We start from the raw sequence: 14,144 nt of genomic DNA on the forward strand, positions 1-14,144 counted from the left end.
CCCCTGCGCATGGACAGCAGTACGGTCTATAACCCCGGCGCCTGCATCCCCCGCCGCGCCATGGGCTATCCCAACGACCAAAGCGTAACCAGTGCCACAAAAGGCGACGGCGGCGTCTACACCTCCCTCGTCGACTATGCAAAATGGACCCACGCCCTCCAACAAAATAAGCTGATCGATCTTCCCGCCACCCTCAAACGCCTCCGCTTCCCCATCACCGGAACGACCAACAGCTATTACGCAGCCGGCTGGTTTCTTGCTCCCGGCCCACCCTTCCTCCTCTTCCACTCCGGCAGCACCTGCGGCTTCTCCAACTTCGTCGTCCAACTCCCCGGCGACCAACTCACCATCGTCTACTTCTCCAATCTCGCCGACAACCAAAAACCCTTCGAAGCCATCACCGAGATCCTGAAAACGACCAACTTCGCCGACCTCACCCCCATTTTTCACTGGCACGATCTTACTCGCTAGCCACCCCTCTTATCACCCGCCGCCGGTTCCCCCGAAACACATCCTTCCCCCGGTCCCCGCGGATCAGGCTATCCCTGCCCACAAAAACATTATTGGCAAAAACAAATCCCATCCTGGCGCTCTTCTCCGCAAATCGGATCGCCGCCCCCCGGTCATTTTTGATTGTATTGTTATACACCTTGCAATCCCTCATTTGCGATGGATCTCCGCTCGAATTCCAGATATAGATACCCGCCCGCGCTTCCGAGACAAGCCCGTCTTCCTCGCTGACATTATCACGAAGGATATTGTTATACCAGGGGCTCGCGCCCGCATATTGAAAAAGGCCATACCCCGCACCCTGGTTGCCATAGGACCGGCAATGTTCTATCACGGAATTGGTAACACCCCCATCCAGGTCAAAACCCCCACCATCCGCCGCACCCGGCGAAGTCTTGTTCTTATACGAAAGACAGTGACGGATAATAACGCTGTCCGCCTCATAACACCAGATGCCAACCGGCCCATTACCGATCCGCGGCATATCCCACCCGTTGTTGGTCGCCGAACACCGCTCGATCAAAAGTTTCGTACAATGCCCGCAAACGATCCCGTTGCCGCTGTGATTGGTCAGGTTGGTAGGATCACCGGGATTATCGTCCGCCCGGCAGCCTGCGATCCGGATATCCCGCGTACTCCGCTTGTCCTTCCCCTCCACCGCAATACCCGCCGCCCCATTCTCATGCGCAACGATCCCATTCACCGCGATATCCATGCAACACCAGATAAACAACCCCGATTTCTGAAACCCAGTGATCTCGATACTATCCGCCCGGCAATGAACGCACTCGATCATCGCCAGCCCATCTTTCACATTCCCGCTCTTCCGCCCCGAGCCCACCAGCCTTAGCTCCTGCACCCGTGACAAAGCACACCGGTACAGCACAATGGCCGATGAATCTCCCGCATCGATCGTCGCCCATCCTTTACTATATGACCCGGCAACCAATCCCCTCCTTCCCACGAATCTCAACGTCCCCGGAAAATGTTCACCCCCGCGAAAGAACACCGAATCCCCTGGCTGGAACAAGTACCGGTTCACCATCGCAATCGTCTTCCAGGGATGAGCCATACTCCCATCATACCGGTCATCCCCGGCCGCAGCGACATAATAATTTCTCGCCGCGGCACACAAACACCCCAGCAGGAACAAACCGGCAAAAACAGTCTTTTTCATCGTCAATAAAAATAAGATTTGCTCCCAAGTCGTACAATAGCTGTATCAAAACCGAACACCCACAAATCTGCGCGCATTCTAATGGCTTGATCCTCCAATAGCTGCCAACCGGCATTTTCTTTGTTCAAAATATCGCTTAACGCATTCATATGAAGGGAACTATCGCAAACGGCAACTTCCTCCGGCTCAATCGTATCACCGGCTGGATCGTCGGTCTCATCGCCTGTACCGTATTTATCCTGACCATGGAACCAACAGGCAGTTTCTGGGACTGCGGTGAATTCATCACCAGTTGCAACAAACTCGAGATCCCTCACCCACCCGGCGCACCGCTCTTCATCCTCATGGGCCGGTTCTTTATCATCCTCTTTGGTGATAATCCCCACACCGCTGCCCGCGCCGTCAACTGCATGAGCGCCCTCGCCAGCGGCCTGTCCATCCTTTTCCTGTTCTGGACCATCACCCACTTCGCCAGAAAACTCGTGATGCAGGGTGCTCCACACCCCGGCGGACCCGGCGCCGCTTACAATCCCGATATCGAACCCAACCGCAACCAAACCATCACCATCCTCAGCGCAGGCGTCGTCGGCGCCCTCGCCTATACCTTCTGCGATTCCTTCTGGTATAGCGCCGTCGAAGGCGAAGTATACGCTTCCTCCGCCTTCTTCACAGCCATCGTCTTCTGGGCCATCCTCAAATGGGAACAAAATCAAACCAATAATAAGCCCGGCGCCGACAAGTGGCTCATCTTTATCTTCTACATGATGGGACTCTCCATCGGCGTCCACCTGCTCAACCTGCTGACCATCCCCGCCATCGTCATGGTCTACTATTTCAAAAAATACCGTCCCACCGTCTGGGGAACGATCACCGCCTTCGTCATCGGCTGTCTCATTACCGGCTTTGTACAGGTATTCATTATTCAATGTACCATCAAGGGCGCCGGCGCATTCGATATCTTCTTCGTCAATTCGCTCAACCTGCCTTTCTTCAGCGGCTTCGCCACCTTCTTCGTCCTGCTCGCGGCTGGCATCGTCCTCGCCATCCGCTGGGCGACAAAACACAACAAATACTATCTCAGGATAGGCCTCTGGAGCATATCCTTTATGCTCCTGGGCTATTCCACCTATATCACCACGATGATCCGCAGCAACGCCGATACGCCGGTGGATATGTACAATGTCGACAACCCCGCTGCCCTCGCCAGCTATCTCGGCCGCGAAAGCTATGGCGACTGGCCCATCCTGTATGGACCGGATTTCACCGATCCGCCGCCCACCATTGAAACCGGTGATCTCTATGTAAAAGGCGCCCGCAAATACGAGGTCGCCGGGAAAAAATATGCCCAGGACTGGGCGCATACCCCCTCCTCCCATTTCTTTCCCCGCATGTACAATTCTGACAACTCCCGCAACGAGGTCGACACGTACAAACGATTCTCCGGCATGGCCGACGGCGACAACCCCACCATGGCAGATAACATAAAATACTTTATAAACTACCAGGCGAATTGGATGTACCTCCGTTACTTCATGTGGAATTTTGCCGGCAAACAAAACGATCTTCAGGGTTTCGGCAACCCACGCGACAGCAACTGGGTCAGCGGCATCGGCTTCGTCGACAACCTTCTCTACGGCAACCAAAGCCATATGCCCGACACCGCCCGCAAGAACAACAAATCCTACAACCGGCTCTTCATGCTGCCCCTCGTACTGGGGCTGCTCGGTCTCTTTGCCCAATACCGCCGGAATCGCCGGGATGCCATCATCACCGGCCTGCTGTTCTTCTTCACCGGCTTTGCCGTCGTCATCTATCTCAACCAGGCCGGTCTACAGCCCCGGGAAAGAGACTATGCCTTCGCCGGCAGTTTCTATGTCTTCGCAATTTGGATAGGCCTCGGCGTCATCGCGATCCAGCAACTCCTGACACGTTACCTCCCCCGCCTGCCCCATCCCGCATCGGCATGGTCCGCTGCCGCACTCTGCCTCCTGGCCGTTCCCACCCTCATGGCTTCACAGGAATGGGATGACCACGACCGCAGCAAAAAGACCCTCGCCCGGGATCTCGCCGTCGACTACCTCGAATCCTGCCCGCCAAACGCAATCCTCTTCTCCTTCGAAGACAATGACACCTACCCCATCTGGTACGCCCAGGAGGTGGAACACGTCCGGCCCGACGTTCGGGTCATCATCAACACCCTCTCGGGCACCGACTGGCTCATCAACCAGCTCCGCTATAAGGTCAACGATGCCGCCCCGGTCGATGTGCTCTTCACCCCCGAAGAAGTGATGGGCGACAGAAAAACCATCGTCTATTTCACCGATCGCCTTCCCGGCTTCGACAAAGACAAATACTACGATCTCTACGATACATTCAAGACCGTCCTGGCAAAGGACGATCCCCGCTATATGACGGAATCAGAGAGCGGAATGCAGCTCAATCTCCTGCCCACCCGCAAATTCTCCGTTCCCGTCGACGCCCGCCAGGTGCTGGCCAACGGTACCACCCATCCCGGCGAACCCATCACCCCACAGCTGCGGCTCGATATCTCCCCACGAAAGAACTATCTGCTGAAGAACGAGATCGCCATGCTGGCGATCATCGCCGCCAACAACTGGAAGCGCCCCATCTGTTTCACCTCCCCCGGCGAGATCAGCGATCTGGGACTCGACAAATACGTTCGCAACCATGGGATGACCTACGAACTCACCCCCCTGGAGAACGCCCGCGTAGACAATGATGTCGCCTACAAATACATCACCACGAAATTCCAGTATGGTCATGCCGGCACACCCGGCGTCTACTTCGACGAAGAGAACCGCCGCCGCCTCAATCTGATAAAGCTGGCCCATGCGGAAATAGCCGGCAGCCTCGCCGCCGCCGGCCGGAAAGCAGACGCCCGCCGCGTTCTCGAGAACTACGACCACAACGTCGACATCAATAACTTCCCCTACGGAATGACCTGCAATCGCGCAAATGCCGACAACTCGTATTCCCTCTATTTCCTCGAGACCTGCTACGCCGCCGATGACGCCGTCCTCGCCGCAAAGGTCGCAGCCTCGATAAAAAAAGATCTGCTGCAGCAGATGCAGTATTACCAGTCGCTCGGCGAAAGCATGACCGACGAGCAACTGGCCATCAATGCCCAGCAGGCAACACAGGGAAAACCAAATAATCTTTCGGAAAAACAGCTGCAATTCGCGCAGGATATCCTGTCAGGCTATTCGATCCTGCTTCGGATAAAGCAAGGGGAAGATCAGTTTAAAGCCTCGGTAAGCAAGCCCTCGATGTAGCCATTAAACCCCGGCTCATCGACACCCGTCACAACCCGGAGCGCGGCGAAATAATTCGCATCACCCGCCGCCTTCGGTCCGCAGCAAAGCAACGGCAGGGACGCCGCAAAGCCCCGGTCCCTCTCCAGTCTTTGCACGATCAGCGCATTGATCGCATAGGAGATCTTGATGATCTTGGGCGGCGGGATCAGATTCGTCCCTTCCTTATAAAGCGCAAGCCAGTCGGCGCCCGGATGCGCCGTCCTGTAGTCCCCGATCAATTTCAGGATGTCCTGCCAGCTATAGGCGATCCAGCTGCCGCCATACAGGTACGCCATCCCCTCATCCACTGGCCGGTTGATGATCTTCGTCGACACCGCCCGATGCAGTTCACCATGCCAGATATCATGCATGCTGATCGTAGAAAATCCATCCTTCCATTCATTCCCGCAGAGAATGACCATCCTCCGCCCGTAATTCTCCGACAGATCCGAATATCCATACCCGCCATAACCGGCCAGATAGTCGATCCCCACCAGCTTCGACGCCTCCATCAGATTCGCACAGCAATAAAAATCGATCACCGGCTCGGCGATCCCCAATCGGCGATCATCCGACGCCACCGTCCGCTCGAATTCAGCAGCCCTGCGCATATTGATCGTTCCCGGATAATGAAACGTGCAACACCCGATCGTCTTCCGCTTCCAGCAGGCCGTATTCTCAGCAAGTGGCGGGGACATAAGAAAATGTCCACCCTCCCGCCGGGCCAGCAACGTACAGCAAGCCTGCAGCATCGGGGTATCCTTCCGCATCTCCAGGTAGTTCAGCCGTATCTGCCAGTGATCGCTGTCCAGCGGCGTCAGCGCCCCCAGATAGCAATCCCCCTTCAACGCCCGCATCTGCGCCGTCAGTACCGCCATCGCCGGCCGGTCGGCCACCGCCACACATCTATTCAAACTGTCCGGCCCATCCTTCGCGATCATCCATTCCCGCAAGCTCCCCATCAACGCCTCCCTCGTCACCGAATCCTCCGGCAACCGGATCCCCGGCGCCATCCGCATCCCCCCGGTCTGCGCCAAACAATTAAAAACGATCAGGATAAAAGCGGCAGGTAAGGTTATTTTTCTCATAATTCCTAAGCTACAATATTTTTATGGAATCCACCCCGATCCGCATCCCCACCCTATGCTCAAAAACCACCTCCGCTACGCCTGGCGCACCCTCGCCCGCCATAAAGGCTATACGCTGATCAACGTTTTCGGCCTCGCCCTGGGCCTTTGCGCCTGCATCTCCATCTATACCATCACCCATTACGAGTTCAGCTTCGACGACTTCCACCCCGGGAAAGCCCGCATTTATCGCATCGGCGCCAGGATCTCGGAGAACAACGGCGCCGGCGTCCCCGCCCAATACTATGGCGAAGACATCCCCTCCCCCGCCCCGGCCTTCATCCGCGCCGATGTCCCGGGTATCGAAACCGTCGCCGCCTACTACCCCTACGGCGACGCCACGATCATCACCACCAACGACTACTTCCATATCTTCCACTACGACTGGCTCGCCGGCAACGCCGCCACAGCCCTCAACACCCCAAATACGATCGTCCTCTCGGAAAGCGAGGCAATAAAACAATTCGGCCGTCACTCGCCGGACACCTACATCGACAAGGTCCTCACCGTCGATGACTCCCTCCAACTCCACGTTACCGGCATCATAAAGGACTGGACCGGCAACACCGACTTTCCCTACAGCCGCTTCATCTCTTTCCCAACCATCGCCCACTCCTCCCTCCGTAATCAGTTCAAACCGCACACCTGGCAATGGAGTCCCGCCACCCCCTACATCAGGACCCTGATCAAACTAAAACCCAGCAGCGACCCGTCACGCATCGAAACCCAGGTCGCCGCGATCCTCCCCCGCTATCATCCCACCGACACCCTTCTCAGTCTCATCCATTTCCAACTGGTTATCCAGCCCCTATCCGATATTCATTTCAATGAAGCATACGCTCATGATGGCGCAAGAAAAGCCCACCTGCCCGCCCTCTATGGGCTCATGGGCTCCGCGGTCTTCATCCTCCTGCTGGCCATCGTCAATTTCATAAACCTCTCCACCGCCCAGTCCCTCCGCCGCGCAAAAGAGACCGGCGTCCGCAAGATCCTCGGCGGCAGCAAAACCCAGCTGATCCTCCGCTTCCTGACGGAAACCGCCATTATCACCCTCCTCGCCGCGATCCTGGCCATCTCGCTTGTGTCACCGCTGCTCAGCCTGTTTCGGTCCTACCTGCCCGCAGACGCGCAGTTTCATCCCCTGGCCGGGTCAACGCTGCTCTTCACTTTCGCCGTCATCGGGATCACCACCCTGCTCGCCGGTTTCTATCCCGCCCGCGTCCTGGCCGCCTATGCGCCATCCGTAAGCCTGAAAACAAATCCAAAAGACCGGCAATGGTTCATTCGCAAATCACTCATCGTTTTCCAGTTTACCATCTCCTGCATCTTCATCATCGCCTCCATCACCGCCGGCCGCCAGCTCCGCTACATGCTTGACGCCGATATGGGCATCGCCACAAATGCGGTCATCACGGTCAACAACTATCACGCATCCCAAAAAGATCTTCGCCGCTTCGCCGCCAGAGCAGCCCAGATCCCGGGCATCAAAGAGCTCACCCTTCAAAGCTATGCACCCGCCGCCTCGGGAACCATCGAACAACCCATCCGCCTGGACGGCAGAAAAGAAACCGATCTGTGGGTAAAACTCCAGGGCGCCGACCAGCAATTCGTCCCCTTCTATCGCCTGCCCATCCTCGCCGGCCACAACCTCCCCGCGGGCGACAGCCTCAACGGCTTCCTCATCAACGCCACCTACTGCCGCACACTGGGCTTCGCCCATCCCACCGATGCCATCGGCCACTCCCTCAGCATAAACGGCGCCCCCTCCTGGCCCATCACCGGTGTAGTCGCCGACTACCACCAGGGCTCCCTCCACGATCCCATCATTCCCGTTCTCATCGGCCACCTCACAAACATCGAGAACAACCTCGCCATCCGCCTCCCGGCAAGCACATCAGCAAGAGAAGCCCTGCCGGAAGCAACCGCCTCCGGGATTGCACAAACCCTGTCCCGCCTCGAATCCACCTGGAAAACAATAGTCCCCGATCACCCCTTCTCCTATACCTTCCTCGACGAGTCCATCGGCCGCCTTTATCAAAGCGACAAACAGCTCAGCCGGCTGGTACGCGCGGCAACCGCCGTCACGATCTTTATCTCCTGCATGGGATTGATCGGCCTCGCAGCCTTCACCGCCGAACAACGGAAAAAGGAGATCGCCGTCCGCAAAGTACTCGGCGCCGGAATAGCCAATATTATGTTGCTGCTTACAAAAGACTTCGTGATCCTCCTCGCCATCGCCTTCCTCATCGCAACCCCTTTCTCCGCCTACGCCCTCCACCGGTGGCTCGAGAACTATACCTATCGCATCCCCCTCTCCGCATGGATCTTCGCCCTCTCGGCCCTGACCCTGCTGGGAATCACCCTGCTGACCATCGCCTTCCGCCTCATCGGCGCCGCCATCCAAAACCCTATCGATCACCTGCGATCGGAATAACCAATAATAACCGGCGTTAACCCGCAACGGCTCGAAACGCTCCTGTATGTTTATCTCACCAGCACCACCGTCCCAGTCCGCTTCTCCGCCTTCCGCGTCAACGGATTGTCAAACCCCAGCTCCCAGACATACACCCCCGCCGGCTGCACCATTCCGTTATATCGACCATCCCACCCCGTTCCAACATCGCTGGTATAAAAGACCCGTAATCCCTGCCGGTTATAAACAGCAAAATACCGGATCTCCACCGGCGACTGCACCGGAACCCGGAACACATCGTTCTTTCCATCCTCATTAGGTGAAAACGCCCCCGGCATCTTCAACGGATAATACACCTCCACCAGCTCCGAAGCCGTCGAATGACAACCATCCATCGTCACCACATAAAGCCGGTAAGCCGTATTCCCCACCGGGCTGGCAAAAGGCTCCGCCACCGATGGATCGTCCAGCCCCGCAGCCGGACTCCACGCGTAACTCGCAATAGTCCCCGTGATCACCGGCTCTAACCGGATGCCCGACCCACCGCCAATGATCACCGCCGAATCCAGCACGATCACCGGCAACGGATACACCGTCATCTTCACCCCCGGCGCCGCATCCACAGGCTGACTACAGGTAAGACTGCCGGTCATGATACAATCCACGACATCCCCATCCTTTAACGTGGTAGTAGTAAACACAGGCCCGCTGCCGGCACCCCCGCCATTGACAAGCCACTGATAGGCGGGCGAAGCCCCGCCATTATCCGGCACAGCAACAAATTTTACAAGACTGTCCTGGCAGACAGCCATTACCGGCGGATCGATCCCGACACGCTGTACCGGTATCGGTATCGCCTTCAAATCCAAAACATTGGAAGAGACCATCGGGTTCTGCACACAAACGGCATTACTAGTCAGTTCACAGCTGACCATCACATCCCCGGGCAAAGAAGGAAAGCTAAGCCCGGAGGAATCCTGCCCCGCCGGAAGCCCATCCACCAACCACTGATAATGTGGCCCATTCCCGCCGTCGAAGGGCGTCGCGGTAAAGTGGAGCGGCAGTCCGATACAGTTCGCTGGATAGACAGAAGTGATGGACACCGCCGGCGCAGGTGTCGGGAGAATATTTACGGCAAACGGGTTCGATACCACCTCACAGCCCAGACTGCCAAGATTGCCCGCCTGCGCGATGGCAAGACGGTAGAGGTAAAGCCCCGGCGCCGTCACGGGCCGCTGATAGCTGGTCGTGTTTTCCCCCGGGATATCCTTCCAGGTCGACCCCGTATCCACACTCACCTGCCACTGCACCTGTTGCGACGGATAACAGTTTTCCACGGCGGCATCGATCGACATCGGAGTCTCGTTATAGTCGCAGATCGTGGCCGTATCCGTCGCATACCCCGCGGAAGCAAGCGACACCACCGGCCCCTCGGCGCGAAAACTAATGTCATCCAGCGCCAGGTCATTGCCGTTCCCGCCCGGCGCATTATTCCGGATACGCAGCACCACCGACGTGACGCCGGGTGGATTATTAAAGCTAAAGGCATACTGATTCCAACGCGCCGGTGTCGCCTGCGGAATATCCCCGGAACCATAGGTGGCAAGCACCTGCCCCTGGGGCGTCTCGATTCGGAAGGTGATATTGGGCAGGATCTCCCCGCCAACGGAAACCATATTCAGGACCCAGGCGGAAAACTGATAGTTGGTCCCCGGACAAAGACCATTCACCGTTTGTACATAGAAGTCGCTTGGCTGAAAAGAGGCGTTGATCAGCATAAAATATCCCGCCTGGTTCAAGGTATGATCTTCCCCAATATTCAGCCAGGTGCCGCTAAAACAGGGATTGGTGTAGCTGACGATGGTATATTCACCGTCGTTGGGACAGGATCCCGTGACATATTTGAGGTTCGTGATCCCAGCTGCAAGGGGCGGCCCATTCCCAAATCCCTGCCCGAATGTGATATTCACAATAGGTGGCCCTAACCCGCCGGTGCAGGTCTGCGCGGCCGCCGACCAGGCCGTCAGCACAAAACACAACAGCACAATTATTCTCATGGCAAGCAGAAACTCACCAATTTAAGAATAATTTCCCCACCCTCCTATTTGAGGATAATGATATTCTTCACAACCACCGTTCCGCCGGCAGATTGCAGCTTCAGGACATATACGCCATTGCTCAACCGGGTATCCAGCCGCACCATCCCACCCTGCACCGCCGCATCCGCCTCCAGTGCCGCCTTACCCGACAGGTCATACAAGCTGACATGGACGGTTTGCCCCACATTACCCAACCCGCTGATATAAATGCTTCCACGCGAAGGATTGGGATATACGGAGATGCTCGGCGTTTCATCCATATGCACCGCGACCACGCCGGAATAGGTAACCCGGCCGTCCTTATCCACCTGAGCAAGACGATAATACGTAACTCCCGGGTAAGGCACAGGGTCCACCGTGGAGTAATTCAGGGCAACGGAACTGTTGCCGCCATCAGCCTCGGTCGGCACCCAGGTCAGGGCCGTAAAAGCGACCCCATCCCTGCTCTTTTCGACGGTAAATCCGCTGCTGTTGGATTCCATCGCCGTCGCCCAGCTCAGATCGACATTGCCGCCATCGGCCTGTGCTTTAAAGTATAACAGCTTTGTCGGCAATAAATAGGCCCGGTTCGTCCCCAACGCAAAGGTCGAGAAGGAGTTGAAAGCGCTCGGCGCCGAAGTGGACGTAACACTGCCGGTCAGGTTGGCGCCCCCGCTATAACCCGGGTTGCCATTCCCCCCGATATCGATCCACGCCGTAGTCGCCGAAAAGGTATTCTTCACCACGGTCATCGCCGGCCCATCGACAACATTGTCGTTGCTCCCAAAAAAGATCTCGATCGTTTGATTACCACTCAGGTTCTGATTGGGCTGGCTCGCACCGGCGGAGTTCGTCCGCGCGATCGTATAATAGTGCGTCGTCGGCAGGTCGTGCACCGTGGGCGGAAGGGTCCACCCCAACGACGCAGGCGCGATATTATATACCTGCACCGTATAGTTGTAAAGCGTACCGTTGCTATGGTTCACCGTCAGGACCGCCGGCCGGCAATCAGGCGCATTCCCCACCGGAAAATTGAGCGTGGACACGCCGGCACTCGATTTCTGATAACACATCGGCCCATTGACATAACTGGTCGACAAGGCGGTACCCGCCGCGGTCGCACTGCCGTTCATCATCGTCAGCAAGGCAGTCGTACTCGTATTCACCAGACCCGAGTTGAGCGTCAGGATCACGGAGACATTGACGGGGTTATTCAGTGTCACGCCGCTTCCCGTATTGGCAACAACCATCCGCGTAAACAACGGCGCAGGAGTCCCCGCGTCCGAACTGATCGTCTGACCTGCCGTTCCGGTAAAGCTGGCAACTCCATTGGTGCTGCCTCCAAAAGTAACCGTCGTGGCCGCACCGACGCTGACATTGCCCGCATAAGTGCAATTGGAATTGTAATTCGGTTGTATCACTCCGGTACCATTCTTGACAAACCGGATATCCCCATTATAAGCATCGGCCACGGTGTTCGCCATCTGCAGGTTACCACTCCCATTGTCCGTAAGCAAAACGGTTCCGTTAAAAATATTCCCCCCCGTGCTTCCATCACTCGAAGCCCCGGTCTTCGTGCTATTGACCGATCCATTGAACGTACTGCTCAAAAAGAACAGCCCGGGACTGGTCGACACGATATTTCCGCCAAAAGAAGAAGAAGGTCCATATTGAATATAGGTAGCAGGGGTTCCCATCGTCAGGCTGATCGCCGCGTTGCCCGACTGAATAAATTGCCGCAATTGCAGATAGCCCGCATTGAGGCCGCCGCTTCCGGTTAAGATCGTCTTACCCGCCGCAAGCAATGCGGTAGCGGTGCTGTTACCACCGCAAAACTGAATACCCTGGGCGCTGCCCGATGTATTGACATAGATATTGCCATTGAATTGGTTGCCCGTCGACGACCAACAGGGCAAAAGCCGCTCCGTACTGTTATTGGTAAACACCACATCGTTATTCCAGACGTCGGGACTTACACCGCCCAGCAAAAGGTAGTTGGTCCCGTTGTTGACGATAGTACTTACCCCGTTGAACACATTGCCGCCATTGCTCAAGTCGCCCGTTGCACCCGTCTTCGTAAAATTGGTCACACTGTTGAAGATACAGCCATTCAGATGCAGCGCCGGACTCGTTCCGGTTACCCCTCCATCAAAACTGGAAGCAGGACCAAACGTCAGGTCACCCGTCCCCTTCAACGCCAGCGTCTGCGCGGTCGCACCCACCTGCGTGAAGTTCTTCAACAACAAAACGCCCGAAGAAAAACCCGCCGCCCCGACAGCGATGGTATTGCCCGCGGTCAGCGTAGCCGTTGCGCTCGCAGAGCCGGAGCAGAACTGGACCCCGCCACCCGCCGTACCGGTGACCACGATATTGCCGTTAAAAACGGTCCCGCCGGAATACGGACTGACGTTAAAGGCCACATTGGCGGTAGGCGAATTGTTAAAGGTCGCACTGCCGCCAAATACGTTACCGGCGCTATTATACGCCACATAAAAAGTCGCACTGCCGTTGTTATTGAACGTAGCATCGGCATTGAATTGATCTTTATTACCGTTACCCAGCAGTAGATAGCCGGACCCCGTATTCGTTATTACCGTCACGCCATTAAAAACGTTGTTCCCCACTGAGGCATCGTTGGAAGCTCCTGTCTTCACACAGTTTATCGCTCCGCCAAACGTACAGCCATTAAAAAGCAAGCCGGGGCTCTGGCTGTTGACATCACCCGCAAAACTCGACAACGGTCCATATTGAAGATAGCCGGCCGTAGAACCCATCGTAAGGTTCACCGCCGCCGTACCCAGCGACGTAAACTGCCGCAGGATAAGATAACCTGCATTAAGACCCAATGACCCTGCCTGGATCGTCTTACCCGACGCCAGCGTAGCCGTAGCCACGCCGTTGCCGCCGCAGAACTGGATACCCATGGCGCTCCCCGCCGTATTCACGTAAATATTGCCGTTAAACTGGTTACCGGCGCTTCCCCAACCGGGTAAGACCCGCTCGGACCCATTCGTGGTAAAGATCGCATCATTGTTCCAGACATCCGGTTGGCTATTCCCCAACACCCAGAAGCCTGCACCCGAATTGGTGATGCTGCACACCCCGGTAAAGACATTCCCACCCTGGTTGTAGTCCCCACCCACCCCGGTCTTGGTCGCCGTCAATGCCCCATTGAAGGTGGATCCGTTCAGAAATACGTCCGGCGCGCTGACCGTCACATCCCCACCCATCACCGAAGCCCGCGCAAACGTGACGGAGGTATTCGTTCCAGTTAGCAGCAGGTTTATCGCGGCATTGCCCAGTTGAACCAACGTATAAAAGTTCAGCGACCCCGCACTGAATCCCGCCGAACCCACAGAAATGGTCTTACCCGCCGCCAGCGTTGGCGTACCCGTACCCGAAGTATAGCCCAGGTTGATCCCGCCGCTCCCGGTGGAAGTGACAATGATATCATCATTGAACAGGTCGTTCGAATTATATCCCAGCATAAAATATCCCCCACTGCTCTGCTGGTTGATCGTCACG

General features: G+C 56.6%; 7 protein-coding genes. 3 read left to right on the forward strand and 4 right to left on the reverse strand.

The features are described 5' to 3' along the window. Positions 1–471 (forward strand): serine hydrolase domain-containing protein (locus tag VGM48_RS05720; protein ID WP_331576939.1); only part of this gene is annotated, 471 nt, incomplete at its 5' end. Here the strand turns inward: VGM48_RS05720 and VGM48_RS05725 are convergent. Continuing rightward, on the reverse strand, positions 461–1,687 hold the full coding sequence (locus VGM48_RS05725; RefSeq protein ID WP_331576941.1) for a right-handed parallel beta-helix repeat-containing protein: 1,227 nt from the start codon (positions 1,685–1,687) through the stop codon (positions 461–463). The genes VGM48_RS05720 and VGM48_RS05725 overlap by 11 nt on opposite strands. Before the next feature lie 149 nt (positions 1,688–1,836). Here VGM48_RS05725 and VGM48_RS05730 point away from each other — a divergent pair, with 149 nt between their 5' ends. Further along, positions 1,837–4,980, forward strand: a complete 3,144-nt coding sequence (locus VGM48_RS05730; protein WP_331576943.1) for a DUF2723 domain-containing protein — start codon at positions 1,837–1,839, stop codon at positions 4,978–4,980. On the opposite strand, the gene VGM48_RS05735 is transcribed toward VGM48_RS05730, so the two are convergent. Next, entirely contained in the window at positions 4,944–6,089 is a 1,146-nt protein-coding gene (locus VGM48_RS05735) for a hypothetical protein (RefSeq protein WP_331576945.1), read from the reverse strand. The genes VGM48_RS05730 and VGM48_RS05735 overlap by 37 nt on opposite strands. A 55-nt stretch (positions 6,090–6,144) precedes the next feature. On the opposite strand from VGM48_RS05735, the gene VGM48_RS05740 reads away from it, so the two are divergent. Then, positions 6,145–8,562, forward strand: coding sequence for an ABC transporter permease (locus VGM48_RS05740; protein WP_331576947.1), 2,418 nt, complete (start codon positions 6,145–6,147; stop codon positions 8,560–8,562). Positions 8,563–8,612: 50 nt separating this feature from the next. Here the strand turns inward: VGM48_RS05740 and VGM48_RS05745 are convergent, their stop codons facing one another. Together VGM48_RS05745 and VGM48_RS05750 are read right to left on the reverse strand one after the other, a co-directional pair. Further along, the gene (locus tag VGM48_RS05745) at positions 8,613–10,598 is read right to left on the reverse strand and encodes a gliding motility-associated C-terminal domain-containing protein (RefSeq protein WP_331576950.1); all 1,986 of its coding nucleotides are present in this window, start codon (positions 10,596–10,598) and stop codon (positions 8,613–8,615) included. A gap of 44 nt (positions 10,599–10,642) precedes the next feature. Beyond that, positions 10,643–14,144, reverse strand: a 3,502-nt coding sequence (locus tag VGM48_RS05750) for a T9SS type A sorting domain-containing protein (protein WP_331576952.1), incomplete at its 5' end; no start/stop codon positions are given.

Source organism: Puia sp. (genome assembly GCF_036500295.1).
GTDB lineage: Bacteria > Bacteroidota > Bacteroidia > Chitinophagales > Chitinophagaceae > Puia.

Coding starts and splice junctions, on each gene's coding strand:
- VGM48_RS05725 (WP_331576941.1), bottom strand. CDS start 1,687: ATGAAAAAGACTGTTTTTGCCGGTTTGTTCCTGCTGGGGTGTTTGTGT.
- VGM48_RS05730 (WP_331576943.1), top strand. CDS start 1,837: ATGAAGGGAACTATCGCAAACGGCAACTTCCTCCGGCTCAATCGTATC.
- VGM48_RS05735 (WP_331576945.1), bottom strand. CDS start 6,089: ATGAGAAAAATAACCTTACCTGCCGCTTTTATCCTGATCGTTTTTAAT.
- VGM48_RS05740 (WP_331576947.1), top strand. CDS start 6,145: ATGCTCAAAAACCACCTCCGCTACGCCTGGCGCACCCTCGCCCGCCAT.
- VGM48_RS05745 (WP_331576950.1), bottom strand. CDS start 10,598: ATGAGAATAATTGTGCTGTTGTGTTTTGTGCTGACGGCCTGGTCGGCG.